Annotated in this window: 17 protein-coding genes and 1 pseudogene; 13 read left to right on the forward strand and 5 right to left on the reverse strand. The window is 61.5% G+C overall.

Annotation, left to right across the window (positions count from 1 at the left end; translation table 11 throughout):
- Positions 1-184 precede the first annotated feature (184 nt).
- Complete coding sequence (locus QC821_RS15025) at positions 185-556, forward strand: hypothetical protein (protein WP_309723156.1); 372 nt, start codon at positions 185-187, stop codon at positions 554-556.
- Positions 557-677: 121 nt separating this feature from the next.
- On the opposite strand, the gene QC821_RS15030 is transcribed toward QC821_RS15025, so the two are convergent.
- Positions 678-1,622, reverse strand: a complete 945-nt coding sequence (locus QC821_RS15030) for an AraC family transcriptional regulator (protein ID WP_309723159.1) — start codon at positions 1,620-1,622, stop codon at positions 678-680.
- Between the two features lie 219 nt (positions 1,623-1,841).
- Here QC821_RS15030 and QC821_RS15035 point away from each other — a divergent pair, with 219 nt between their 5' ends.
- From QC821_RS15035 to QC821_RS15055, 5 genes are all read left to right on the forward strand, one after another.
- On the forward strand, positions 1,842-2,561 hold the full coding sequence (locus QC821_RS15035; RefSeq protein WP_309723162.1) for an SDR family oxidoreductase: 720 nt from the start codon (positions 1,842-1,844) through the stop codon (positions 2,559-2,561).
- Between the two features lie 19 nt (positions 2,562-2,580).
- A complete protein-coding gene (locus tag QC821_RS15040) occupies positions 2,581-3,069 on the forward strand; it encodes a carboxymuconolactone decarboxylase family protein (RefSeq protein ID WP_309723165.1) in 489 nt (162 codons plus the stop codon).
- Positions 3,070-3,179: 110 nt separating this feature from the next.
- The gene (locus QC821_RS15045) at positions 3,180-3,419 is read left to right on the forward strand and encodes an Atu4866 domain-containing protein (protein ID WP_309723168.1); all 240 of its coding nucleotides are present in this window, start codon (positions 3,180-3,182) and stop codon (positions 3,417-3,419) included.
- Positions 3,420-3,631: 212 nt separating this feature from the next.
- The gene (locus QC821_RS15050) at positions 3,632-4,033 is read left to right on the forward strand and encodes an NUDIX domain-containing protein (protein WP_309723170.1); all 402 of its coding nucleotides are present in this window, start codon (positions 3,632-3,634) and stop codon (positions 4,031-4,033) included.
- A 149-nt stretch (positions 4,034-4,182) separates the two neighbouring features.
- The gene (locus tag QC821_RS15055; RefSeq protein ID WP_309723173.1) at positions 4,183-4,698 is read left to right on the forward strand and encodes a methylated-DNA--[protein]-cysteine S-methyltransferase; all 516 of its coding nucleotides are present in this window, start codon (positions 4,183-4,185) and stop codon (positions 4,696-4,698) included.
- Positions 4,699-4,702: 4 nt separating this feature from the next.
- Here the strand turns inward: QC821_RS15055 and QC821_RS15060 are convergent, their stop codons facing one another.
- Complete coding sequence (locus QC821_RS15060; protein ID WP_309723175.1) at positions 4,703-5,635, reverse strand: DMT family transporter; 933 nt, start codon at positions 5,633-5,635, stop codon at positions 4,703-4,705.
- Between the two features lie 97 nt (positions 5,636-5,732).
- Here QC821_RS15060 and QC821_RS15065 point away from each other — a divergent pair, with 97 nt between their 5' ends.
- Both QC821_RS15065 and QC821_RS15070 read left to right on the forward strand, forming a co-directional pair.
- The gene (locus tag QC821_RS15065) at positions 5,733-6,689 is read left to right on the forward strand and encodes a LysR substrate-binding domain-containing protein (RefSeq protein ID WP_309723178.1); all 957 of its coding nucleotides are present in this window, start codon (positions 5,733-5,735) and stop codon (positions 6,687-6,689) included.
- A gap of 185 nt (positions 6,690-6,874) precedes the next feature.
- The gene (locus QC821_RS15070) at positions 6,875-7,243 is read left to right on the forward strand and encodes a hypothetical protein (protein WP_309723180.1); all 369 of its coding nucleotides are present in this window, start codon (positions 6,875-6,877) and stop codon (positions 7,241-7,243) included.
- A 108-nt stretch (positions 7,244-7,351) separates the two neighbouring features.
- On the opposite strand, the gene QC821_RS15075 is transcribed toward QC821_RS15070, so the two are convergent.
- Complete coding sequence (locus tag QC821_RS15075; protein WP_309723183.1) at positions 7,352-9,232, reverse strand: methyl-accepting chemotaxis protein; 1,881 nt, start codon at positions 9,230-9,232, stop codon at positions 7,352-7,354.
- A 539-nt stretch (positions 9,233-9,771) separates the two neighbouring features.
- Between QC821_RS15075 and recC the strand changes: the two genes are divergently transcribed.
- The 5 genes from recC (at position 9,772) to QC821_RS15100 (ending at position 22,069) form a co-directional block, all read left to right on the forward strand.
- Positions 9,772-13,407: an exodeoxyribonuclease V subunit gamma gene (gene recC / locus QC821_RS15080; protein ID WP_309723186.1), complete on the forward strand. Its 3,636-nt coding sequence runs from the start codon at positions 9,772-9,774 to the stop codon at positions 13,405-13,407.
- A complete protein-coding gene (gene recB / locus QC821_RS15085; protein WP_309723189.1) occupies positions 13,404-17,225 on the forward strand; it encodes an exodeoxyribonuclease V subunit beta in 3,822 nt (1,273 codons plus the stop codon). The genes recC and recB overlap by 4 nt, the downstream gene beginning before the upstream one ends.
- On the forward strand, positions 17,222-19,627 hold the full coding sequence (recD, locus tag QC821_RS15090; RefSeq protein WP_309723191.1) for an exodeoxyribonuclease V subunit alpha: 2,406 nt from the start codon (positions 17,222-17,224) through the stop codon (positions 19,625-19,627). The genes recB and recD overlap by 4 nt, the downstream gene beginning before the upstream one ends.
- Positions 19,628-20,233: 606 nt before the next feature.
- The gene (locus tag QC821_RS15095; RefSeq protein WP_309723194.1) at positions 20,234-20,533 is read left to right on the forward strand and encodes a hypothetical protein; all 300 of its coding nucleotides are present in this window, start codon (positions 20,234-20,236) and stop codon (positions 20,531-20,533) included.
- 75 nt (positions 20,534-20,608) lie between these two features.
- A complete protein-coding gene (locus QC821_RS15100) occupies positions 20,609-22,069 on the forward strand; it encodes a hypothetical protein (protein WP_309723197.1) in 1,461 nt (486 codons plus the stop codon).
- Positions 22,070-22,365: 296 nt separating this feature from the next.
- On the opposite strand, the gene QC821_RS15105 is transcribed toward QC821_RS15100, so the two are convergent.
- Positions 22,366-23,202 (reverse strand): hypothetical protein, encoded by an 837-nt coding sequence (locus QC821_RS15105; RefSeq protein WP_309723199.1) that lies wholly within the window; start codon positions 23,200-23,202, stop codon positions 22,366-22,368.
- A gap of 97 nt (positions 23,203-23,299) precedes the next feature.
- A pseudogene (locus QC821_RS15110) lies at positions 23,300-25,570 on the reverse strand (TrlF family AAA-like ATPase); the annotation flags it as partial.
- Positions 25,571-25,684: the final 114 nt, after the last annotated feature.

A 25,684-nucleotide genomic window follows, 5' to 3' on the forward strand; every position in this document is an offset into this window, starting at 1 on the left:
CGAGCAATTCTTAGCGACAAATACGCCTACTGACCATCGCCGCCCACCGCTACTATTTCTCTCACGGTCACAGCGACCGATATGCCGCCCCCCGGGGCATCCCTCGCGACACATTGCGCTTACGCGACGCGAGCGGGAAACGCCTCGGTAGCGCGGATATCACTCAATGAGAGGAGTAGATGCCATGAAATACGCCACTATCATCATGCAAGCCGTCACCGCTGGCGTCCTGGTCATGGGCCTGGCCGCCCAAGCCACCGCCGCCGACGCTACCCAGACTCGCTTCGAGGTCGGCAGCCCGGCACTCGGCGGCACGCGGGAAGGCGTCCATGAGTATCGTGTAGAGGCAGCGGGCGACCAAGCCAGCGAAAGCCAGGGCGCTCAGTCCTACCGCACCACCTTCGAAGTCGGCAGCCCGGCCCTGGGCGGTACACGTGAAGGCGTCTATCGTGAGCGCGTTGAGGCCGATGGCAACCAGCGTGCTGATCAGCAGATTGACCAGCACGAGTATGCCGGCCCCGCGGTTGGCAACCCGACCCAAGGCACAAGCGGCTGAGTTCAGCGCCAGCATAGCGTACCGCCAACACGGCCAGCGCAGTGCCCACACCTCGGGCCACCCCATGCGGGTGGCCCGTTTGCGTGTTGCGGTGCCAGCGCCTTGCAGCCCTATCGCCCCCTCAATGCGGCTGCGCCAGGCCCATCGCCTGAGCAGGCGGCAGAAGTGCCAGGCTCGCCCTCATCTCACGTACTTCCTCGCCGGGTGGGCGACCGAAGAAGCGCTTGAACTCACGGCTGAACTGCGACGCGCTCTCGTATCCCACCCTAGCCGCGGCCCCCGCCGCCGTCAGGCCATCGCGGATCATCATCAAGCGGGCCTGATGCAGCCGCGTCGACTTGATGTACTGCAGAGGGGTGGTTTGCGTCACCGCCTTGAAGTGCACATGAAAGGCCGGGGTGCTCATACCCACGTCACTGGCCAGGCGGCCGACCTCGAGGGCGTCAGCATAATCCGCGTGGATACGCTGCAGCGCCTTGGCAATCCGGCCGAACTGGCCCTGCTGGACCAGCGCCGCGCGCACGCTGCCGCCCTGCTCACCGACCAGCACCCGGTAGTAGATCTCCCGTACGATCCCCGGCGCCAGCACCTGCGCCTCGGTAGGTGAAGAGAGTGCCTCGAGCAGCCTGAGCGTAGCATCCGCCATGGACTCCCCAAGCGGCGTCGAGAGCATGCCCCGTGGTGTCGACTCTGAACGTGCGTGCGCCTGATCCAGCATGAAGGCCAACTCTGCTACCACCGCCATGTCCAGCCGAATCGACATGGCCAGCAGCGGCTCCTCGGGGTTGGCCTCGGTATCCGAGGCAAAGGGCAGCGGCACCGACAGCACGAGATAGTGCAAGGCATCGTAGAGATAGACGTCATCGCCCAGGTAACCCCACTTGCGCCCTTGGCAGACGATCACGATGCTCGGCTCGTACAACACCGGGGTGAGTTTCAGCGGGCGGTCCGAGCGCATGAAGCGCACCTCGTTCAACAGCGACTGGGTATACCCCTCCTGCGGCGCTAGCCGATACAGCAGTTCGATCATTCGCTCTTGGGCATCCAAGGCAGGTCGTGTCGCCAAGCGGTGATCCTCTTTTTCGCTTCACCTAGCATTTTAGGCAAACCTATCCCGCGAATGACACCTTAAAAGCCCACTATCAATAGGATCAGGCAACACCGCGATAGGAATGGCTCTGTCGGCGTGCAATGCACCGCCGTAGGCTTATCACAACGACGCTCTTGCTCGTTATCCGAGCCCCGCAAGAGGGTCGTCCCAAGCCACCCATACGGAGTCATTCTCATGAGTAAAGTCATTCTTCTCACCGGCGCCAGCAGCGGCATTGGCGAAGCCACCGCACAACTGCTGGCCAAACAAGGCCATCGGCTGGTCATCGGCGCACGCCGTACCGAGCGCCTGGAAGCGTTGGCTCAGGCCCTTCGTTCCGAAGGCGGCAACGTAGAGTATCGCGCGTTGGACGTGACCCGGCGCGAGGACGTCCAGGCCTTTGCCGATGCCGCACTGAAGCTCCATGGACGTATCGACGTGATCATCAACAATGCCGGCGTCATGCCGCTCTCGCCCTTGGCCTCGCTCAAGGTCGAGGAGTGGGACCGCATGATCGACGTCAACATCCGCGGTGTGATGTACGGCATCGCCGCCGTACTGCCCACTATGCAGGCCCAAGGCAGCGGGCAAGTGATCAACATCTCCTCTATCGGCGGCCTCTTTGTGGTGCCCACCGGCGCCATCTACTGCGCCACCAAGTATGCCGTGCGGGCCATTTCCGACGGGTTGCGCCAGGAGCATGACAATCTGCGCGTCACTTGCGTCTATCCCGGCGTCGTGGAATCGGAACTGGCCGACACCATCACCGATGCCAGCGCTGCCGAAGCGATGAAGAGCTTCCGCCAGATCGCCCTCAAGCCCGACGCCATCGCCGCGGCCATCGCTCACGTCATCGCCCAGCCCGACGACGTCGACACCAGCGATATTGTGGTTCGCCCTACCGCAAGCGCATAACGCCATTGAGGACAATCCCATGCTGTCATTACCCAGGCTACGCCCCTCTCTGCTCACCAAGCTTACCCTTGTCGCCGCGCTAGTCATGCCCTGCATGGCACAGGCGGCAACGACCGAAGAACGCAGCGCGCGGGGTGCCGAGATGATTCGTCATCTCAATAACGGCGAGGCCCAAGCGAATCTCGAGGCCATGCGTGAGGAATTCCCCTTCCTCGCCGAAGCGACTGAAGCCTATGCGCTGGGGGATGTCTGGGGACGGGATGTACTCGACGATCGCACGCGACAGCTCGCAGCTGTCGCCGCCATGGCAGCCATGGGCGAAACCGGCATCATGCGAGTCCATGCCGGCTATGCGCTCAATGTCGGGGTCTCGGAAGAGGAGTTGAAGGAGGTCATTTACATGATCACCGTCCCCGCCGGGTTCACTCGAGCAATTACCGCCTCCCAAGCGCTTTCAGAAGTATTCGCTGAGCACCGATCCACCTCCCGGATGGAAAGCTCGCAGTGACCACCAGACATCGCTTATCTCACCTCAGGGTGCTGCTTCACGCGGCACTCATCACGCTCTCAACGAGCAGCAGCAGCGTGCTTGCTGAGAATGCATCCGGAGACGTCAGCATGGCAGACCACCCCTATGTCGGCATGTGGGTCACCGACGACGGTTATATTCGCCACGAGCTACTGCCCACCAATCGCTACGACGAAGCCCGCGGCGAGCGCGAGAGCGCCTATGAAGGGCGCTATCGCGTGACCGGCAATTACATCGAGTACTGGGATGACACCGGCTTCACTGCCGACGGCGAATTCATCGACGGCGTGCTCTATCACGCGGGGATGGTACTAAGACGCCGGGAGTGACGCCCCAACGTTACAGCATCGCACCGCCTTCGACGGCGTAGACCGCATCCGTGGTATAAATCGTTCGACCCAATGCCCTATCTAAAGCCATTATCAAGCACCTGACCTTCCATACGGCAGGACGGTAATGCGATCCCGAATCGGCAAGATAGCAGACGCTGTCATAGCCCGATCCAACACAGATCGCACGCGCAAGGATAGAGAGTAGGACGATGAAAACGATACAAGCGGCTTGCGCGGTCATTCAGCGCGAGGATGGCGCCATCCTGATGGTGAAGCGCCTTAACCCGCCCGAAGCAGGCTTATGGTCCGTACCCGGCGGCAAAGTCGAGCCTGGGGAAAGCTTGCCCGCCGCCGCCGCCCGCGAGGCGTTCGAGGAGACGGGCCTGCAGGTCGAGGTTGGCCAGCGGCTCTGGACGACACAGCTGGCCTGGGACGATGACATCGTCTACGAACTGCACGATTTTGCCGCCACTCCCATCGGCGGTGACCTGCAAGCCGGCGACGACGCCGCCGAGGTACGCTGGGTACCTGCCAGCCAATTAGGCAGCCTGCCGCTGGTCGCAGAACTGCTCGATCACCTGCGCGCTGCAGGGCTGGCTCCCTGCCTCTAGCCCACTCATTCAATCGATACGGCGCATAAAGAGACAACCTCAGATAGAGAAGCTCAACCAGATGCGGGAAGCCTCGGTGCGCTATCGTAAAAGGAACGCCACTATTCATGGCACCATGAGAGCGTGCCCGTGTTTTGAAAAGGATGCCTATGTCACTTGCCGATATGTCCGTGACGCTTGGTTCAACGGTGGATTACTACCGCCCTCCCTGTGCCGATGCCCTAGGCCTGATCCGCCTCCGCGCCAATCACGATGGGCTCACCGAGGTCGCGTTCGTCGCCAGCGAGGACGATGCGCCCCGACCGGGCGAGCTGACCGCACAGGCCAAGGCGCAGCTCGAGGAGTACTTCGCCGGTACCCGCCGGGCCTTCGACCTGCCGCTGGCGCCGCGGGGCACCGACTTCCAGCGTCGGGTCTGGGAGGCGCTGGCCGGCATCCCCTTCGGCGAAACCCGTTGCTACGCCGAGATTGCCGAACAGCTGCGCTGCAAGGGCGGCCAGCGCGCCGTGGGCGCGGCCAACGGCAAGAACCCGATTGCCATCGTGGTGCCCTGCCACCGAGTGATCGGCAGCGATGGGCGGCTGACCGGCTACGCCGGTGGGCTGGGGCGCAAGCAGTGGCTGCTGGCCCACGAGGCGGGCGAGGTGCCTCTCGGTCTGCTCTGACCCATCAACGGGTCACGATCAACAGCCCCACCAGCAGCGCCACACCCCCCACCACGAAGTTGATTGTCAACGGTTCGCCGAGCAGCAGGGCACCGAATAGCACGCCGAATACCGGCGACAGCAGCGAAAAGACGCCGAGTTGCGAAGCTAAGTAACGCCGTAGCAGGGCGAACCAGAGCAGCAGTGCGGCAAACGATATGGCCAGGGTCTGGAAAGCCAGGCTGGCGACCGCCTCCCCACTCAGCTGGATGCGGCCCAGGTCGCCCAGCATCGCACTCAGCGGCAACAGCAGTAGCGCGGCAATGGCGAGCTGGTAGTACAGCGTTTGCACCGGCGGCGCTTCGGAAAGGGAGGAGCGACGTATCACCAGCGTGGTGGCGGCCCAGGAAAGGCCGGCCAGCAAGCCGAGGAGATCGCCGCGCAGGATATCGGCGGCATGCTCGATCTCGGTGTCGGGTGCCATGGCGAACGCCATCCCCCCGAAGGCCAGCCCAACGCCCCACCATTGGCGCCGTTTGAGCTGCTCTCCCGGCACCAGCAGGTGCAGCCCCAGGGCTGCGAACACCGGTGCCGTATAGAGAAACACCGACATATGCGATGCCAGGGTGTAGGTCAGCCCCCATGCCACGAACACGAACTCTGCGCTAAACCCCAGCCCTACCAGGATGCCAGGCCCCAGGTGGGCGCGCATATCGGCAACTCGGATCCCTTGCCAATGCACCAGGGCCGCCACCAGCAATGCCGCAAAAGCAGAACGCAGGGCAACCTGCGCCAGCGGCGAGATATCCGTGGCGACTATCTTGATCGCCACCTGCTGAAATCCCAGCGCCAGACAGAACAGCACCATCAGCATACTGGCCTGCAGATCCAAGTGGCAACGCATCGGCGCGAAGCCCTCAATAGCCGCAGTATTACTCAACCGTTTGGTATCTCGCATGGCACCCCCTCGACGACAGTTAATGCTCAGTTGAGCATTTGCCATAGGAGGCACCAACCGATTAACGTGACGGCCTAGGATCAGGAAAACTCACCCTATGAAAATCGAACGCCTACCCCTGAACGCCTTGCGAGCCTTCGCCGAGGCGGCGCGAACGGAGAGTTTCAAGAGCGCCGCCAGCCGCTTGAACGTGACCCCAGGCGCGGTCAGCCGTCAGATCAAGCAGCTCGAAGAGCGCCTCGGCATCAGCCTCTTCGCGCGCCACGCCAATGGTGTGCAACTGAATGAGGCCGGGCGGCAACTGGCGAAGGATATCGACAGCGGCCTGGAAAGGATTGCCGCGGGAGTGATGGCCGCACGCCAGCATGCCCACCAAGCGCCGCTACTGACGCTAAGCGCACCGCCATCCTTTATGCAGCTGTGGCTACTTCCTCGTTTGGCGGAGTTCGACGCCACGCTGGGTGGCCTCGATATCTCCCTGGATGCCAGCCAGTCGCTCACCACCCCCGCGTGGCAAGGCGATGGCGCTCGCTTGGCGATTCGCTACGGCCGCGGCCCCTGGCCGGAGGTGCAAAGCCACCGGATGTTTGACGATGAGCTGTTTCCGGTCTGCGCTCCGTCTCTGCTGGCGCAATACGAGCGCCCCATGCAACCGGCGGATATGGCCAACCACCGGTTGCTCGAAGTCGCCTGGGAGTCGCAGCAGGGAATCAGCTTCCCCGGCTGGCGGGCATGGATCGATGCCGCTGGCGTCGGCGACAAGGTAGCGCCACCGCAACACCGCCACTCACTGTTCAGCATGGCCCTGGACCAGACCATCGCCGGGCTGGGCATCATGCTGGCCAACCATCCTATCGCGATGGATCGGCTCGATAGCGGCGTTCTCGTGCGCCCCTTCGGCGAGCGCCATGTGCTCGCCTCACCGCTGACCTACGACCTGCTGACGCCCCCTACCGGCGAGGCGCCGCCTGCGGTGGCACGCTTTATCGACTGGCTGCTGGCCGAGGCAACCACGTTCGACCGAGATACGCATGGCCAAGCACGCCCACCATGAATGCCCCCTCACCAGCACTCCTGCTATCAGGCAGGTTCTGACGCTCAATAAAAAACACAGGAAAGTGCATCTACGCCTCTCTACGGGCCGTACATGGTAGTGACAAGCGGTTTTAACGGCCGACATGTCGCAGGTTTTGGATCAAGCGACATGGCAATACCACGTAACGTAGAGAGGTAAGCGTCATGAAATACACCACGATCATCGCACAAAGCATTGCTGCCAGCGTTCTTGCTCTGGGCCTGGCTGCTCAAGCCTCTGCTGTTGAAGAGACCCACACTCGCGTCGAGGTTGGCAGCCCTGCGCATGGTGGTACTATGGAAGGCTACCGGATTGTTCAGGTAGAAAAGGAGCCGGGCACGAGCTATCAAGGCGCCTCGAATGACCAGCTCCCATCCAAGGTGGGCAACCCGATGCTTGGCGGCAACAGTGAAGGGCTGCATCGCCACAACATTGAGTTCGTTGGTGCGGTAGACAATACCGATCACTCTGCAAGCAGCGATCAGAACAGCCTCAAGATGGACCTCGAACTTAGAAGCGGTACACGTGGCTGATTACGGCATGGCGTAGCGTCGACGCCACAAGAAATCATCATGCAACGGGCCTCACTCTGGAGGCCCGTTTTTTATGCATCATCGTATCTTGTCGGCAACGCTTGAAATTCAACCGAACTCTTCTTCGACTCGGCGAACGCCTGCCGACGGCAGCGCGGTGGGGCGCCATGGTGCAGCCTCTCTGGCGGCACCGGCCAGGGTGAAGGTTCCCACCGCCTCGGCCAAACGCAGCGACTGCTCTTCGAGCCGCTCGGCGGCGGCGCTCGACTGTTCGACCAGCGCGGCATTTTCCTGGGTCATGCGGTCCAGATCGGCGACCGCCACATTGACCTGGCCAATGCCGTCGCTCTGCTCGCCGGTGGCCGCCGTGATCTGCTGGAGCACGCTACTAACCCGGGACACGCTGGCCACGATCTCATCCATGGTGGCGCCGGCCTGGCCCACCAGTTCGGTTCCGTCCGTCACCTTGCCCGACGATGCCTCGATCAGCGCCTTAATCTCATGCGCGGCCGCTGCCGAACGACTGGCAAGCTCGCGCACTTCGCCGGCTACCACGGCGAAGCCGCGTCCCTGCTCACCGGCACGGGCCGCCTCCACCGAGGCGTTCAACGCCAGCAGGTTGGTCTGGAAGGCGATACCATCGATCACCGTGACGATATCGGCGATCTTGCGCGAGGCCGCGGCTATCTCATCCATGGTCACCACCACCCGGGACACCACCTCGCCACCACGCGCAGCAACATCGGAGGCCTGCTGCGACAGGTCATTGGCCTCACGCGCGGATTCGGCGGTGTGCTCCACGGTGCTGGTGATCTCCTCCATCGACGCCGAGGTTTGCTGCAGACTGGCGGCGGCAGTATCGGTGCGCCGCGACAGGTCCTGTCCTCCGCTAGCGATCTCGGTGGCGGCGACACGTACGGCCTCGCTACTCATGCGCACCTCGAGCAGCACGTCGTGGATCTTGTCGGCAAAGGCATTGAACTGGATGGCCAGCTCGGCGCTCTCGTCACGCCCATCGACCGGCAGGCGCTGGGTCAGATCGCCGTCGCCGGAAGCGATCTCGCGCATGCGCCCGGCCAGCTCCCGCAGCGGCCTGGCGATGCCGCCACCCACCAGCCAGATCGCTATCAGCCCCAGGCCGGCGACAATCAGCCCGACCAGCACCATGCCCAGCAGATGCTGGTGTCGCTGGTCGTCCAAAGTGCGCTGCAGGGCGCCCAGCTCAGCCAGCACCACCTCCCGCGGCAAGCGAGTGAGCAGCACCCAGGGCGCCTGGTCGTCGTTGATGCTGAAGGGCAAGTAGAGTTCGAGCATGCCGTCGGCATCCTCTATGCGCTGCATTTCACCGCTGCGCTGGGCCTCGTGAATGCGCTGCTGTACCTCATCGCCCATCACCTGCCCGGCCGCGTCGCCCAGGGAGCCGTCATCGGCGGTATAGGCCGCCACGCTGCCCAGCGAGGCGATCAGCGCCATCTCGCCGGCTCCGTCATAGAGCCCCTGGTTGGCCTCTGTCAGAATCTCCTGGGTGAAATCCACCGACAGGTCGACGCCGGCGATCCCGCGAAACTCGCTCTCCACGATGATCGGCACGTTGAAGGATGTGACCATGCGCATGACCCCCGCATAGTCGTAGGCCGCTGGGTCAATGATGCAGGGCGCCAGCGTATCCCGCGGGCAGAGATAGTATTCGCCGCGGCGCATGCCGTTGCCCAGCGGCGCCTCGCTCTCCATGTTCTCCTCGTTGAGAACGCCCAGCCGCATGCTGCCGTCCGCCTCACGGACCCACCAGGGCCGAAAGCGTCCGCTGCCCTCGGCAAAGCCAGTGTCGCGTCCGGCATATCGAGAATCCGCACCGAAAGCGTCCGGCTCCCAGCCGATATAGGCATCCAGCAGCTCGGGGTTCTCGACCACCATATGACGCACCAGACGGGAAAGCTCCTCACGGCTTAGGCGCAGCTGGGGGCGGCCGTCGTCGCCCGGCGTTCCCATCAGGGCATTGGTCTGGGCCAGCTGGCTGGCAAGTGTCAGGGCACGGTCCAGCTCGTTGCGGATGCGCTCGCTCTGGGCATGAGCCAGCGAAGAGAGTCGCTCTTCGATACCACTCTCGAGCAGTGACTAGGTATGCTCGGCCACCACGTCCTGGGTGCGCGCAGCGGACACCAGCGAATAGCCCACCAGGGCGGACGTTACGGCCAGGAGACACGCACCTGCCAGGGTGACGACGAGCAGTCGAAGAGAGCGGAATCGTAAGCGCATGAGAGAGACTCGTTGTAGTTTTAAAGGCTGACGAATCGACGGAATCTACTACTTCTATACGAGTAGCCGCGTCATCAAACCGACCTAGTACCCCGTATTTGCGACACGCCTGGCGATCACACCTCGACAGCCTGAACGGGTCGGTTGCCGAGCGGCCACGGCGGCCATCGCTGATGCTCAAGGCAGGGTTGCCAGGGGGGGTGCTCCGGTAAAACTGCAAGCCGGTATTTATGGCAATATGGCCAGGTTCACGTATGCCGCAAGGACCCACCATGCCGTTCGCCACCACCGCCCTACCGCCCGGCTTCATGGTCGTTCACGGCAATCGCCTGGAAGATCTGCGCGGCCTGGCGGTGGAGTGGATGAAGCGCCATCCGCTCAGCCCCCTCGAGTACGAGACGATCCTGGTGCAGAGCAACGGCATCGGCCAGTGGATGAAGCTGGCGCTGGCCGCCGACGAGGCCGACGGCGGCAGCGGCATCGCCGCCGCGCTGGACGTCACCCTGCCGGCGCGCTTCCTGTGGCAGGCCTACCGCGCGGTGCTCAACCATGTGGAAGGCGACCCCAACGCGGTGCCGGCCACCTCGCCCTTCGACAAGTCGCACCTGATCTGGCGGCTGCTGCGCCTGCTGCCGGAGCTGATGCCGCGCGAGGAATTCGCCCCGCTGCGCCGCTTCCTCGAAGGCGACAACGACCTGCGCAAGCACCACCAGCTCGCCGAGCGCCTGGCCGACCTGTTCGACCAGTACCAGGTCTACCGCGCCGACTGGCTCGACGCCTGGGGCCGCGGCGAGGACGTGCTGATCTCCGCCCGCGGCCAGGCCCAGGCGCTTCCCGACACCCAGCGTTGGCAGCCCGCCCTGTGGCGCGCGCTGATCGAAGACGTAGGCGACGACGGCGTGGCCTCCAGCCGCGCCATGGTGCACCGGCGATTCCTCGAGGCGGCGCGCCAGCTCGACGGCGACAATCGCCCCGCCGGCTTGCCACGGCGGGTGATGGTGTTCGGCATCTCGTCACTGCCCCAGCAGTCGCTGGAAGCCCTGGCCGCCATCGCCCGCTGCAGCCAGGTGGTACTGTGCGTGCACAACCCCTGCCAGCACTACTGGGCCGACATCATCGAGCACAAGGACCTGCTCCGTGCCCAGCGCTACCGGCAGCAGCGCAAGGCCGGCATGCCGGCACGGCTCGACGTGCTCGGCCTTGGCGCCGCTGACGCTAATGGCGACGGCGAGGAGAGCCTGCACCTGCACGCCCAGCCGCTGCTGGCCGCCTGGGGCAAGCAGGGCCGCGACTACCTGCGCCTGCTCGACGAGCACGACGACGCCCAGCAGTACGAGGCACTGTTCAAGGCCGACTCGCTGCGCATCGACCTGTTCGAGCCCTTCGTGGGCGAAGGGGACGGCCGGCTGCTGCAGCAGTTGCAGGACGACATCCGCGAGCTGCGCCCGCTGCACGAAACCCGCGAGACCTGGCCGGCGGTGGACCCCAGCCGCGACGACTCCATCGTCTTCCACGCCGCCCACAGCCCCCAGCGCGAGGTGGAGATCCTCCACGACCAGCTGCTCGCCGCCTTCAGCGCCGACCCCAGCCTCAAGCCCCGCGACGTGATCGTGATGGTGCCGGACATCGACCACTACGCCCCCCATGTGCAGGCGGTCTTTGGTCAGATCGAGCGCGACGACCCGCGCTACATCCCCTTCACGCTCTCCGACCAGGGCAGCCGCCACCGCCTGCCGCTGCTGATCGCGCTGGAGAAGCTGCTGCGCCTGCCGGAGCTGCGCCTCTCGGTGAGCGACCTGCTCGACATGATCGACGTGCCCGCCCTGCGCGCACGCTTCGGCATCGAGGAAGACGACGTACCCACCCTGCGCCGCTGGATTGAGGGCGCCGGCATCCGCTGGGGGCTCAACGCCGGCCAGCGCGGCAGCCTCGACCTGCCACAGGGCATGGAGCAGAACACCTGGGCCTTCGGCCTGCGCCGGCTGCTGCTGGGCTACGCCGTGGGTGAAGCCGCCAGCGGCCCGTGGCAGGGTATCGAGCCCTTCGACGACATCGGCGGGCTGGAGGCGGCGCTGGCCGGCCCCCTCGCCGCGCTGCTGGAAACCCTGGAACAACAGTGGCGCAGCCTGCGTGAGCCCACCGACGTGGCCGGCTGGGTGCAGCGCCTGCGCGCCCTGCTGGAGGCGAGCTTTCTTGCCGACACACCCGACGACAGCCTGATGCTGGCCCAGCTCGAACAGACGCTGCAGGAGTGGCAGGAGAGCGCCGAAGAGGCCGGGCTGACCCGCGACCTTCCGCTCTCCGTGGTGCGCGAGCACTGGCTGGGCCAGATCGACGAGTCGAGCCTGTCGCAGCGCTTCATGGCCGGCGCGGTGAACTTCGCCACCCTGATGCCGATGCGCGCCATCCCCTTCAAGCGCGTCTGCCTGCTGGGCATGAACGACGGCGACTACCCGCGCAGCCAGCCGCCGATGGACTTCGACCTGATGAACGGCGACTACCGCCCCGGCGACCGCTCGCGCCGCGAAGACGACCGCTACCTGTTCCTGGAAGCGCTGCTCTCCGCCCGCGAGCAGCTCTACGTGAGCTGGGTGGGCCGCAGCATCGTCGACAACAACGAAAAACCGCCCTCGGTGCTGGTCGGCCAGCTGCGCGACCACCTCCAGGCCGGCTGGAACACGACGGACGGCGTTGATCTGCTCGATTCGCTCACCACCGCACACCCGCTGCAACCGTTCAGCCGCAGCTACTTCCCCAGCGAAGCGCAGCAGGCCGAGCGCAACGTCTCGACCCGGCGGCTGTTTACCTATGCCCACGAGTGGCGCGACATTCACGGACAAGCGCACGGAGAAGCGACGTCGGAAGCCGCGCCCCTCGACCTGGGTGAATTCAAGCATGAGAACCCGCTGACACTGCACCAACTGGGTAATTTTTTGCGCGACCCGGCGAAGGCCTTCTTTACCACCCGGCTCAAGGTCTCCCTGGAGCGCGAAGACATCGTCAGCCTCGACCACGAGCCCTTCGCCCTGGACGGCCTCGGCAACTGGCAGCTCCAGGACCTGCTGATCCGCGAGCAGCGCCGCGCCGTGGACGAGCACCAACCCCGCGAGCCGGCCATGCTGGCCACCCTCGACCGCCTGCAGGGCCAAGGCGTGCTGGCCATGGGCGCCTTCGGCGAGCGCATGCGCGGGCAGCTCACCGAACCGATGCAGGAACTGTTCGACGCCTATGAAGCCGCGCTGGACGCATGGCCCCACGCCATCGAGGAACCCGAGCCGGTGCAGCTCAACGTGCCCGGTGCCCCGCCTCTAGAGGATTGGCTCGACGAACTGCGCAGCGACGCAAGCGGCAACCGCTGCCGCCTGGTGCTGGTCAGCAGCAGCCTGATCAAGAAGGGCAAGTACCACTGGCAACACATCCTGCGCCACTGGGTGGCGCACTTGGCCGGTCATCTGGAAGGCCAAGCCATGACGACGAGACTGCTCTCCAAGGCCGGCCACGTGACACTGCCGCCGCTCGACCCGGAACTCGCCCGCGACCACCTGCGCGAGATCGTCAAAGCCTGGCAGGCCGGCATGCGCGAGCCGCTGCCGCTGGCCTGCGATACCGCCTTCGTCTGGCTGAGCAAACTGGGCACGCCGGAGAGTGAGCGCGACAGCGACGCCTGGCACGCTGCCCGCAAGACCTACGAGGGAGACGACTACAACGCCGGCGAAGTGGGCCGCAACGCCTACCTCGCCCACCGCTGGGCAACCTTCACCCGGCTCTACGAAGCCCGCCAGGACGCCCTCGGTTTTGCCGAACTCACCGACCGGCTGCTCGCCCCGGTGCACCTGGCCGTCAAGGGGGACAAGAAGAAGGAAGAGCGGAGAGGAAAGGGTGAAGAAGGAAGAGGGAAGACGACATGAGCGACGTGACGCAGTTAAATCCGCTCGACTTTCCCCTGCACGGCAGTCGCCTCATCGAAGCCAGCGCGGGCACCGGCAAGACCTTCACCATCGCCCTGCTCTACGTGCGCCTGGTGCTCGGCGCCCGCTCGGAGGCCGACGAGGCTGCCTTCGAACGCCCGCTCACGCCACCCGAGATTCTGGTGGTCACCTTCACCAACGCCGCCACCCAGGAGCTGCGCGAGCGGATTCGTGCACGGCTGGTGGAAGCCGCGGGAGTCTTTCTTGAAGGGCATGAATCGAACCTGAACCTCACCGAGACTTCGGGAGCAGGTCGTAGCGAGGGTCTTGATCCACTCCTCCTAGCCCTCCGCGACCAATACGATCCCGCCACCTGGCCCGCCTGCGCCCGGCGCCTGCAGCTCGCCGCCGAATGGATGGACGAGGCCGCCGTCTCCACCATCCACAGCTGGTGCTACCGCATGCTGCGCGAGCACGCCTTCGACAGCGGCAGCCTCTTCTCCCTCGATCTGGAAAACGACCAGACCGAGCTCGAGCTCGAGGTGGTGCGCGACTACTGGCGCAGCTTCTACTACCCGCTCAACACCGACGAACTGGCCAGCGTCGTGCGCCACTGGAGCACGCCCGAGCAGCTGCACCAGGCGGTGCGCGGCCTGATGCCCGAATGCGATGCGCTCGACAAGGGCGCCCCGCCCCCGGCCGACACCGTGGCCAATGCTCAGCGCGAGACCGCCGAGCGCCTGGCAGAGCTCAAGGCGCCGTGGGCCAAGTGGGTCGAGCAATTGCGCAATGTGTTCGAAGAGGCCGCCCAGCAGAAGGCCTTCAAGGGCCAGAGCTTCAATGCCCGAAGCCGCGTCAACTGGCTCGGCGCGCTACACGACTGGTCCCAGGGCGATGCCACCTGGCCCAGCCTGACCGATGCCGCCTGGAAGCGCCTCACGCCCCAGGGCATGGCAGAGATCTGGCTCAAGGGCGAGCCGCCGGACCACCCCGCCCTGGCCGCGCTGGAAGCGTTGCAGGATGAGCTCAACGCCCTGCCCGATCCCTACGCCGACCTGCTCACCCACGCCGTGCACTGGTGCCGCGCGCGGCTCGACCGCGAGCAGGAGCGCCGTGCCGAGATGGGCCCCAACGAGCTGCTCGTCCATCTCGACAGGGCGCTGGCCGGCCCCAATTGCGAGGCGCTGGGCGCGCAGATCCGCCGCCAGTTCCCGGTCGCCCTGGTCGACGAATTCCAGGACACCGACCCGGTGCAGTACCGCATCTTCGACTGCGTCTACCGCATCCGCGAGAACTCGCCTGAGACCGGCGTGTTCCTGATCGGCGATCCCAAGCAGGCGATCTACGCCTTCCGCGGCGCCGACATCCATACCTACCTGCGCGCCCGCCGCGACACCGATGGCCGCCACGTCACCCTGGGCACCAACTTCCGCTCCAGCGAGGCGATGGTCGAATCGGTAAACCGCTGCTTCGCATTCGCCGAGGCCCACCCGCCCGGTGCCTTCCTGTTTAAGGAGGCCGATGGCAGTAACCCGGTGCCGTTTCTGCCCGTCGGCGCGAAAGGACGCAAGGACTCACTTACCCGCCAGGGTCAGCCGCTGCCAGCCATGACTCTGTGGCAGCTCGACAGCGACGAGCCGCTCTCCAAGACCGCCTACCACGGCGTAATGGCCGAGCGCTGTGCCTCCTATATGGTCGAGCTGCTCAACGAAGGCCAGGCGGAGCGTACCGGCTTCAAGGATGAGAACACCCTCAAGCCGCTCAAGCCCTCAGATATGGCAGTGCTGGTCAACGGCCTAGGCGAGGCGCGGGCGATCCGCCAGGCGCTGGCCCGGCGCGGCGTGAAGAGCGTCTACCTCTCCGACAAGGACAAGGTGTTCGCCTCGCCGGTCGCTACCCAGCTCGACGCCTGGCTGCGCGCCTGTGCAGCGCCCGAAGACGACCGGCTGCTGCGCACCGCCCTGGCCACCCCGGTGCTGGGGCTCGATATCGCCACGCTCGACAGATTGAACGAAGATGAACTGGCCTGGGAAAGCCGCGTGCTGCAGTTCCGCGACTACCACCGGCTGTGGCAGCGCCAGGGCGTGCTGCCCCTGGTGCGCAAGATCATCCACGACTTCGACGTGGCCACACGGCTACTTGCCTGGGGGCCTGCCAGCGACGGTGAGAGAGCGCTTACCGACCTTCTCCATTTAGGAGAATTGCTGCAGCACGCCAGCCAGGAACTCGACGGCGAACACGCCCTGATCCGCTTTCTCTCCGAATCCATCGCACACCCCGAGGGCCAGGGTGATACCCACAAACTGCGCCTGGAGAGCGACGCCGACCTGGTGCAGGTCATCACCATTCACAAGTCCAAGGGGCTGGAGTACCCGCTGGTGTTCCTGCCCTTTATCTGCAGCCACCGCCCGACCAAGAAGGATGACTCGCCGCTGCGCTGGCACGACGCCGAGGGCCGGCTGCGCATCAGCCTGGAGGCCGACGAGGAGACGCTGGCCACCGTCGACCGCGAGCGCCTGGGCGAAGACCTGCGCAAGCTCTACGTGGCGCTGACCCGGGCGCGCCACGCCACCTGGCTCGGCATGGCCCCACTCAAGGGCGGCGAAGGCAGCGCCATCGGCCAGCTGCTGGCCAACGGCGAACCGATCGGGCCCAGCGTGTTTGAACAAGCGCTGACGCGGCTCAAGGGCGACTGCGCCGCCATCGAGATCGCCCCGGCACCGCCGGCCCACGCCCAGATCGTCACCCAGCGCGAGCGCGACGAACTGCTCGGCGAAGCGCTCACGCCCACGCGCCCCGCCCGCGAGCACTGGTGGATCGCCAGCTACTCGGCGCTGCGCCTCTCGGGAGACATGCTCTCTATTAAAACTACGACCGCCCCAGTAAGCACTGACTTACCCTCAACCCCTCAGGCCACCTCGCTTGCTGCAACAGCCGGCGCCCCGCTCGCCGAGCCGGCCACCGCCCTGGAGGCCACCGCGCTGGAAGTGATCGAAGAGCCCCATGACAGCGGCCAGAGCGAACCACTGCCCTCCTTGCACAGGTTTCCGAGGGGCCCCGGCCCCGGCACCTTCCTGCACGGAATATTGGAATGGGCCGGCGAGCTGGGCTTCACCCGCGTGGCCCGCGACCCGGCCCTGCGCGAGGAGACCCTGGCCCGGCGCTGCCAGGTGCGCGGCTGGCAGCCATGGCTGAATACCCTGCACGCCTGGTTCGGCACCCTGCTCGGCGCCCCGCTGCCGCTACCCAACGGCGCGGGCAGCCTTACGCTCGAAACGCTGACGAGCTACCAGGTGGAGATGGAGTTCTGGTTCGCCGCCAGCAAGGTCGACACCCGCCGGCTAGACGCCCTCGTAAGTGCTTACACACTCCCCAACCCAGATGGCAGCTCAGGTACCCGTCCCGCGCTGGATGCCGATACCCTCAACGGCATGCTCAAGGGCTTCATCGACCTGGTATTCGAGCATGAGGGGCGCTACTACGTGGCCGACTGGAAATCCAATCACCTGGGGCCGGACGACGCCGCCTATGCCCCCCAGGCCATGCAGCAGGCCATCGCCGAGAAGCGCTACGACCTGCAGTACGCGCTCTACCTGCTGGCCCTGCACCGGTTGCTCAAGGCGCGCCTGCCGGGCTACGACTACGACCAACACATCGGCGGCTCGCTCACCGTCTTTCTCAGGGGCGCCAATGCGGAGAGCCGCGGCGTGCACGCCGAGCGCCCCCCGCGCCAGCTGATCGAAGCGATGGACGCGCTGTTCCGGGGCGACTCCCAAGCGGCGAGCACCGCCACCCAGGCAACGGAGGCGCCGGCATGAGCAAGCGCAGCAAGCACCACGACGATGGCACCCCGGACCTGTTCACCGACCTGAACGAGCCCGACGCTGCCGAAGCGCCCCAAGCCGAGCCGGGCAACGCACAGGGCGCACTCCACGAGACCCAAGCGCTGTTCGCCCTGCTCGACCGCTGGGTAGAGCGCGGCTGGCTGCGCGCGCTGGACCGCGCTCTGGCCAGCTTTTTCCAGCGCGAGATAAGCGACGCTTCGCCGCTGCTGCTACTCGCCGCCGCCCTCGCCAGCCATCAGCTCGGCCGCGGCCATGTCTGCCTCGACCTCGCCCAGACCCTCGCCGCCCCCGACCTGGCGCTCTCACTGCCGCCGGAAGGCGACGACCTCAGCGACCCGCCGCCGCTGCCCAGCGACCTGTTGGCAGGCCTCGACCTCGCCACCTGGCGCGCCGCCCTGCACCACCCCACCCTGGTGGCGGACGGTAGTGGCCCAGGAAACATCCCGCTGGTGCGCAGCGAACGCGACGATAACGTGCGGCTCTACCTGCGCCGCTACTGGCAGTACGAGCAAGACATCCGCGGACTGATCGGCGCCCGCCTCCCAAGTGTCTTCACCAACCAATGTAGGAGCGACGTCAGTCGCGATGATGATGCCACCAGCCAATGTGGGAGCGACTTCAGTCGCGATGATGCCCCCACCAACCATCGTGGGAGCGACTTCAGTCGCGATGGCGCCGACAGGCGCCCCGATACAGCCACCTTGGCCAACGCCCTCTCCGCCCTCTTCCCAGAGCAACATCAGCTGGACTGGCAAAAAACCGCCTGCGCCCTCGCCGCCCAGGCCCACTTCGCCGTGATTACCGGCGGCCCCGGCACCGGCAAGACCACCACCGTGGTCAAGCTGCTTGCCCTGCTGCAGGCGCTAGCCCTGGGCGAACCCGCCGCCAAGCAGGCCCCACGCCCGCTACGCATTCGCCTGGCCGCCCCCACCGGCAAGGCCGCCGCGCGCCTCAACGAATCCATCGCCAAGCAGGTGCAGGGGCTTTCGCTGGTGGAACTGGCCGCCGCCGTGGGCCAACAGGGTGTGGATATCTCAACCTTGCGTGACAGCATCCCCACCGAAGTCACCACGCTGCACCGGCTGCTGGGCTCGCGGCCGGACACGCGCCACTTCCGACACCATGCCGGCAACCCGCTGGCGCTAGACACCCTGGTGATCGACGAAGCTTCGATGGTGGATATCGAGATGATGGCCTCCGTGCTCACCGCCCTGCCGCCCAGGGCGAGGCTGATCCTGCTCGGCGACAAGGACCAGCTCGCCTCGGTGGAAGCCGGCGCCGTGCTCGGCGACCTGTGCCAACGCGCCGAAGGCGGCCACTTCACCCCGGCCACCTGCGACTGGCTGGAACAGGTAAGCGGCACGCCAATCCCCGAACAGTACAAGGATGAGGCAGGCCAGCCGCTGGATCAGGCCATCGCCATGCTCCGGGTGAGCCATCGCTTCGATGTGAAAAGCGGCATCGGCCAGCTCGCCGAAGCGGTCAACCGCCCGCTTGGTCCCGAACATGATCAGAAGGCAAAGAAGCGCGCCGTGCGCGAGATCTTCCAGCAGGGCTACGCCGATATCGCCCGCCTCTCTCTGGCGGACGCCGACGACCCGGCGCTGGATCGGCTAGTGGTCAACGGCAACCCGGCCGGCTTCGCCAACAGCGGCAAAGGCCGCCACGACCGCCGGGGCGAAACCATCTCGCCACCGGTCGGCTACGGCCACTACCTTGAATTGATGAAATCAGCGCGCCCCGCACAGCCCTTCTTCGGCGAAGGCGAAGCGCGCCAGCCCTATGACGACTGGGCCTGCCAGGTGCTCGCCGCCCATGGCCACTTCCAACTGCTGTGTGCGCTGAGGAAAGGCCCCTGGGGGATAGAGGGATTGAACCCACGCATTGGCCGTTCGCTGCGCCGCGCCGGCTGGCTCAAGGCCAGCGACCTAGAGCTGGAACAAGGCTGGTTCGAAGGCCGCCCAGTGCTCGTCACCCGCAACGACTACGGCCTGGGGCTGATGAACGGCGATATCGGCATCACCCTCGCCGTGCCCGAGGCCCGCAGCGCCAGCGAATCGCCCGGCCGTACCCTGCTGCGCGTCGCCTTCCCGGCCAGCGACGGCAGCGGCGACATCAAGTGGGTGCTACCCAGCCGCCTGCAGGCAGTGGAAACCGTCTTCGCCATGACGGTACACAAATCCCAGGGCTCGGAATTCACCCACACTGCCCTGCTGCTCCCCGACGCCCCCAACCCCATCCTCACTCGCGAGCTAGTCTACACCGGCATCACCCGCGCGAGGGACTGGCTCACTCTAGTGGAGACGGGCCGGGGAATGCTGGATGAGGCGGTGACGAGGGAGGTGGTAAGGGTGAGCGGGCTGGGGAGGTTGTAATCAAAGCCGACATCCTCAGTATTGGTGATGTCGGCTTTCGGCCAGTAGCGGCCGTTCAGCATAACCTGATGTAACCTATAGTGTTATTTAAAAGTAGACTCATGCAGGCTCCTCCATTTATGCATAATATGCTGACGTCATCACTCCCCGTAGCCGATTGTGCCCGGTCTATCTATAGCGATAGCGTCAGGCTCGCGTTTAGGGGCTTCGTGCCCCCTCGCACCGTACCGAGGGTGCCTGTCAGGAGCCGGCTTGTTGGGTGATTAGGGGCATTCGTAGAAAAGGAAATGGCCCTCAGGCAGGTACGAAATGATCAACGGTCACGCTTCTATTTAAAAAAATATCCCTATCGCGGTACGTCGCCACCTCGGGTCACAGGAGTTATACACCCGAGCAGAATCCCAACAAAATGTGCGACAGACAGCGACAGTTAGCCACCAATTGAAGCCTTATCTCGACAATAACGAATGTCTTAAGACTCTCCCTGCTTCTACAAACGGACCGGACGAAAGAAATTTCAGCATCGGCGGATAATGATACGAAGAAACTCGTTTTCCTCTTGGTAGGCTGTAGCTGTGGTCAACGAAGCCATCAAAGGAGAAGCCCGTGGCTAAGAAAAAATCCCCCTATGAAGGCATGTACACTGCCGCCAACAACCACTATCACGGTATGAAGTCCGTCCAGGAACATGGTGCCATAGATCACACCTACCAGCTTGCACGCGTTTTTTTGCGCGAAGGTATCGCCAGAACCCAGGAGGAGGCGGTTGCAATGGCTTACTATGAAGTCCAGCGCCTTCAGTGGAATGTCGACGGTATTCAGGTGAACCGCATGACTCGCAACGAGCTACGTGCGCAGCAGACGGGTCCACAGGGCGATCCTGATCCTTCCTGGGCCTGTTCCTGACACGTAATTCCATCACATGTATCCAGCCTAGGAGGGCTGGATGCCTGACACTACGCAGTGACAAAGGGAAAATCTATGGGCCGCCCTACCACGTACTACGGAACGGATGATCTTGAACTAGTCAAGAGAATGCTATCAGGCATCCTATCCTGCACGAAGCAGGAAGCTGGGAAACTGGCTCGAAAGTCGTGCCCCTATGAGGTGGAAAAGCTTGCTAGCGTGTTTCGCAAGGCCTCAGAGGACATGCACAAATGGAGTGATTTTGTGTTGGCGAAAGTGCCACGAGAGGCCTGGGTCAAGGGGCCTGGAGACGTGGATCAGATTAGCCCGCACAGAGCAGCCTCGTTGAGGTATCTCTCCAAGGATCCGCTACCTGGAGATGCGTTAAAAAAATCTGAACATTTGCGCTTTCGCCAGTGGCTCTTTGAAAAACTGGTAGAAAATATGGGTGAGAACGATAAAAAGCAGTACAGAGGAATGCTCAAATGGGTTCCCCACGATACTTTGAGTGACTCTGGGTTGCTCAGCTTCCCGTTGAGCTCTGATACGGCGCTTGGGCACAACCTTCTCTACTTAGAAGGACTCATGGATAAGAAAGTGAGTATCTATGAATCAAAATGGGTTGCCAGTTGCGGGTGGCCGGAGACGGAAACCATACCGGCAGAAGTCACACGCAGGTGTTCTGAAGAAGCCCTTGATCGCCTCGGCAGTGTTATTGAACGCTGGCATAAGGAAAGCCAGCAGGCCTCTGACCCTAATAGTTTGCTGGCGCTTGCCGGTGCCAATCTCTCAGCAAATAGGATTCTGCTGGAGTATGCGGCCATGGAGGCTCGAGGCAGTGAGGCCGCGAAGATGACCGTCGATTTTGTGTGTGAAATGAATCGGTTAGGGGTCAATGAAGTGCCAATGGTGATGGATGGGCATGACGCCGACTTGGCTGCCAAGGTACTCCGCGACCTACTTACCGCCTGGTTCGGGCACGGTGGGAGCATGCTAGATTCAGGCCCGTTCTTTGAGCGAGTAATGAATGCATCCGATATCGACATCGCAATTAGCTGGAGCCAACAGCTTCAGGAAAGCTATATCCGCAGTCGAGGCGGACGTGGAGGGCCGGAACAGGCTCGCGCGATTCATGGGGGCTCGAACAATTTATTTATCTTTGCCATCGCCGTGGTGGGGGCCTTCTACACGAAAGCCAGGACACCCTACGAATTCACGGGTCATAAAAATCCCAATTACGCCGTATTCCCAGCACGGTCTGAAGTCGCGAGAGGAAACCGGCAATCCCCGCCGGCCCATGCCGAACAGCTTCTGTTGCAAGCGTATGGACAGCTCTTTTTTGCCAATTCGGGATGGGGGCTATCCGCCGAGCGCATTCACACCCATGCCGAAACAGCCAGCATCAAACGCTCACATGTTCAGCAGCTCATCTATACTGCCGTAAAGAATCGAACCTCGGGTGAGTTGCTGACGCTCCATGGTCAGCTTCAGGATGATCGAGAGCGATCGGAGCAGGAGCGTAAGTTGAATGCTTAGGCATGCAGATACGCGTCGAGTTGACATTCCCCCCGACTTAGAGGGGCTGCTGCTTCATGTGCATTGCTAGATACCATCTCCCTAACCGGCTACAAACTGCCCATTAGGGGGATTTTGGCCGGTTAGGGAGATGGTATCTAGGCCGTTGCCGCCAAAATAACACCAGCTTTATTGTCGCATTCTCAATATCAGATATCGGCCATGAGCAGACATTCAGAACGGCCTGATGCAACGCCAAGCGCACCACGGCCCTTTTTAACCTAAGCAGAGAAAGGACATACGCGTGACGCGTATTGTTAGATGTGATAATGAGGAAAAACATGCCTTATCCGCCTAACTTGAAACTCGAGTAGCTTGGAATCGATAGCTTCCAGAACCTCCCACTTCCCAAGTTTTCCTAAAGACCAAACATATAGACCAAACCTTTCGTCTAGCGAAGCAGATTCCAAAAATTTGAAGGCTTCCTCATCGTCAAGTCTGCCACCGAGCTTTGCTAGCACATAGGAGTATGATATTGTATCGCGAGCTTTTAGGTGTGACAAAATACCGGGTTGCACTTCAGCCATTCTTAGATATAGTCGGGAAAACTGCCAACCTTCAGTAAAATGCTCCTCTATAGCCTGCCGATTTTCTATGAGGAAAGAAACTGGAAAAAACTTGGTAATTAACCATGCAGCCTCGTAATCACCGTACTCACGCCAAGGTTTCATGATCGCCTGTTCGTTCAGCTTGTTACGTCGAGTCGAAATTTTATAACCCCTTCTCCTGACTCCAATGTAGCGGGAATCAAGGAAAAACAATTCAATACGTTGCTGAATTCTCGATGGAACGACCTCAGAAATCCTTGAGAGCACAAAACCTAGTGACTGTCGTAAGCGATGATCTCCATTTTTGAAAGCCGACATCAATTCTTCAATAAGCCGCTCGTGGCATGCCAAGTACCCCTTTTCAATATCTTCGTATACTTTTCTGACTGCGGCGTTTCGATACTCAGGTTTCTCTGTCACCACGCGGTTTAACAATGCAGCTGCTTCATCTGGTGTAAGACAATTACAAAAAGCCCTCTCAATCCCGAACGAGTCAACGAGTCCATCCGGGCGTTGATGGGCAATAATCTTATCAACTCGACTCATAATTCTCCTTCGTACATCTAACCACCCGGCTCACGCGCCGATTTGGAGCTTCAAAGAGGCGGAAAATTAGTCGCCGCATAGCCGATTGTTAGACAATTTAACAAGCACTCTCTTTAGGCTTCCATATTTGATATATGGTCTTTCTTCTATCGAAGGCTTCCGGCCCGCCTTCCATTATTCGAATGATCTTCGTCTGGCAATCCTTGGAATCAACACTTCCAGTAACGACGTTGAAGGTCTCATTCTCAACGCTACAGGCTGTTACTGTTTCTGCATCGCCCAGTACGGGGAAGTTCGCATTGTGTGTGGCAAATATAAACTGCTGTTTTGCCTTAATTTTACGCAATAGCTTTACGACTTCCTCATATACGGTTTGGCTGTCAAGATCATCCTCGGGCTGATCAATTAGAAGAAGGTCATTGTCGTCTTGGCTGAGCAGGAACAACATCATAGCCGAAGCTCTTTGCCCCAAAGAGTGTGATTTTAGCGGCTTGCCATTATATGTAACTTCATACTTGTTGGGGATTTGGTATGAAAGAAGCGAGAATAAATACTTCGCAAATAATTCCGAAAACGTTTCGGATTTGCTCCTTGCCTTTTTTGCAGCCTCATCAAGGTCCACGTAAATCGAGCCTAAGTCAACGTACTCATTTACCAGCCCGTGAAATGATTCCTTCCGGATATTACTACCCCGAAAAGTATCTTCCAATTTCTTTTGAAACGCATCCTTGTCGCCTTTGAATTCACTGGAAATATAAAGAGAAGATTGAGCCGAGTTTATTTTTTCGAGTTCGGTCTCGATGAATTCAAACTCCCCGTGCCACGCTTCATTGAGACCCGCTATAGCACGACGTACTTGTCCAAGCTTTTCTGAATGGTTTTCGGTTCTCTTGTTGAGTTCAGCAACAGAGGTCTTGAGTTCAGTCTTCCTTTCTGTGAGCTTTATGTAGTCGTCCGGCTGAATCGATGTGACGCCGTTACTTTCGAGTGCCTTTACGAGTTCACGCTCTATCTCCGCAAACTCTTCTTTGAGACCATCCCTAGTTGTTTCTAGCTCATTACGCAATGCACCAAGGTCAGTAGCCACGGCGGAGATTGACACTGTCACTGTCTTCACGGTTTTAATAGTTTCTTTTATCTTTGCTATCTGGGTGGCATACCTCTCGAATATTGATTCATTGAACTTAGACTTGTGCAGACCAATCTCTTCAAATCTTTCATCTGCCTCACCGATAACGCTTTCGAGATTTTCCTTCCATTCAACTACAGCCTCGTCAACCGACTCGCAAAATGCGAGATCATTACCGAACTCTACTTGTTTTTCAAGCTTGGGTTTTACTCCATGCTTGTCGAATTGTTCAAGACGGAACTCGATATCCTTTAGATTGCTTTCAAGTGAGGCCAAATTATCTGCATCACTTTGTAGCGATAAGAGAGCCTCAACAGCCTGTTCAAGCTCACCCTTCTTCTCTTCTATTGACTTTCGGTAAGGTGAAAGCCCATCACCAATAAGCTTTTCGACAAGATCTCGACCGAATTCTTTACCCGCAGCAGCTAGATCCTTTTGCCCAAAATATAGCGGCTTATTGATAATTGTTCCACGAATCGAGACACCAGGCTGCAATTGGTCGGCGACGTATACGTCCGGATTGTGACCGTAGATGCGGCGCACCTCGTAGCGTGTGCTATGGCGATCTGTTGCTTCTACAACAACCTTGCCACCACTTTTGAGCACGTACGGAACCAGGCCATCCTTGTATTCTTTATCTTGCGCTTTATCTCCAAATTCCAAGTTCAGAGCATAGCGTAAGCACTCAAGCACTGAAGACTTGCCGCTACCCTGAATTCCGATGAGACAATTCAGGTGCGGAGAGAATGTGACACGTTTTCCATCAAACAGTCCACCCTCAAAACGAATAGCATTGACATGAGAGTGTTTTAGCTCCGGAGATTTATTTTTACTCGTACGATAAGGATGATCTGTTAAAGCATATCTAACAGCATCGAAACTAAAATCGCCGAGCTGCAGAAAACACTCTTTTCCTCTCCCCACTTCACCCAAGGATTTGGGATCACTTCCTTCAAGTTCTGCGGGATAGTTATTACCCCACCACTGCTGCACCTTTATCCTGCATTTCTTATCAGGCTTATCGTGTGTGCGCACTTTTTGAAAGCCTAAACAATACTTCTGAATGAGCGGATCATTGGCCAGCTCCTGCATGCGTCCGCCATCAATTTCATTCCACAAACCACTAGGCGCTTCTACGTGTGCAAAAACGATGAAAAAATCTTTGTTGTAGCTTTCCAACTTGTTTAGCGTAGCAAGCAGGTTATCGTTGGAGCGCCCGTTCTCCTGTTCGTATTGATCTGGCGTTTTCCCGGCAAAAGCGAGGCGGTCTCAATGACCAAGTGCAACACCTGACCCATTCGGTATGGTATTGCCATGACTCATTGCTATCGCCACCTCACTGCTGAAGACAGA

The sequence above is a fragment of the Franzmannia qiaohouensis genome (assembly GCF_031451695.1).
Classification (GTDB): Bacteria; Pseudomonadota; Gammaproteobacteria; order Pseudomonadales; family Halomonadaceae; genus Franzmannia; species Franzmannia qiaohouensis.